The organism is Amycolatopsis sp. NPDC003861 (assembly GCF_053605405.1).
Genome location: NZ_JBSGJD010000508.1, coordinates 1 through 1686, shown reverse-complemented (window position 1 = coordinate 1686; position 1686 = coordinate 1). Strand labels below are relative to the sequence as shown.

Sequence of the window (1686 nt, the reverse complement as noted above, 5' to 3'; positions counted from 1 at the left end):
ACGGCCACCACACCCCAGCCGAAACCCGAACCAACTATCGTCAAGCCCCAGCTGCCTGAAAACCCCGTGTCCGCCCCACCGGGGCAACTCCACCGAGCAGATCTAGCAGCATCGAGGTGGCCACCGACGGGGCCGGTTCACTACTCCAGAGTCGACGCCAGCCAGGGCCGGCGTGCCCACGCGTACGGTAGCTCGCGTCACAGAGTTTCACCTGTTCAAGCGCACCGATAGGCCCACGAAACACAAGCTCATGACCACCGCCCGACACAGCGGAGACCTGAATGTCCTCGATGTAACCGCCACCCCTGTTGCTGAGACGTGCGGGCTGCCCATCGCTCATGCTCACCTGACCCCAGGTTCGACTCAGCCATATATTGTGCCTGGCAGAGTCGGCGGCAAGGCGTAAGACACGCGGAGCCTGTCATTGACCTCATCGAACTTATGTTCGATGATGGCGAGCGGTTAGTCGACATGGACAGGAGGACGGCCGATGACCGACTCCTTTGCGCGCCTTCGGCATGCCGTAGCCGGTACACGGCACGGTGGAGGCCTCAAGCGGCTGTCCAACCGGATACGTCGCGGCGGTTCCGAAGCGTTCGACGACCTAATGTCTAGCCTGTCTAGCCAGCAGAGCAGTGCAGTCGATGAGACCGCGCAGCGCCTCGCCGAACAGGGTGTACAGGCGGTGCTCCTGGGTGGGGATGGTTATCCCGACACGCTCGCCGCAAGCCGGTCGGCCCCCCCGGCTCTATTTGTCAAGGGACCTGTTGAGCTGCTTCAGGCTCCTGGTATCGGGACCTGCGGTTCCCGACATGCTTCCGAAGAAAGCCTGCGCGTGGCGCGGGTATGCAGCGAAGCTGTCGTCGCGAACAAGTTCAATCTTGTATCTGGCTATGCGCGCGGCGTCGACATGATCACGCATACTGGCGCATTAGCCAGCGGTGGAACGACTGTTGCTGTCCTTGCGGAGGGCATCGAGCGGTTCCGAGTTCGACGGGGTGAGTTTGCGGACCTCTGGGATCCAACGCGCGTAGTGGTGGTATCTCAGTTTCCCCCTCACCAGAGCTGGAACGTTGGGGCAGCCATGACACGGAACGCCGTGATCTCGGGACTAAGCCGAGCACTGCTCGTGGTCGAAGCCGGCGAAACCGGCGGCACACTGGCTGCTGGATTGCACGCTTTGGACCGTCAGCAGCCGGTCATGGTCTTGCAACTTAGCGACACACCGGCTGGAAATAAGATCTTGCTGGGCAAGGGAGCACCCCCCGTGCGAAGCCGAAAAGAACTCGAGGCCCGCCTGGCCGACCTGCCGGCAGCTGGTTCAGCGCAGTTGAGTCTCATCTGAGCCTGCGGCCACCCAGTTCGATATCCAGCTACGACGTGCACCGAGCGACGTTGTACGCATTCAGGCCAAGATCACGGCCCGTTCTCGAGGGTTCCTGATGGCCCACCTCACGCTCGAAGGTACGTGAACGTCCGCGGATCGGGCGCCACCGCGCGAGCGCCTCGGCGTAGCCGGCGTCACAACGCATCCAAGGCACTGCCACTCGCTAAGCCGTACCTCCACGACACGCTAAGAGCATGCAGAGGTTGTCAGGCAGGCAAGTCAAAGCCCGGTTCACCGAGAAGGTGAACCGGGCTTTGACCTGCGTGGGCCTACCAGGACTTGAACCTGGGACCTCTTCG

The 1686-nt window shown here is 62.3% G+C and carries 1 protein-coding gene; it reads left to right on the top strand.

Going from position 1 to position 1686, the window contains the following annotated elements; translation table 11 throughout:
• Window positions 1-490: 490 nt before the first annotated feature.
• Window positions 491-1345, top strand: a complete 855-nt coding sequence (locus tag ACWEVN_RS47835) for a DNA-processing protein DprA (RefSeq protein WP_452055710.1) — start codon at window positions 491-493, stop codon at window positions 1343-1345.
• Window positions 1346-1686 lie beyond the last annotated feature (341 nt).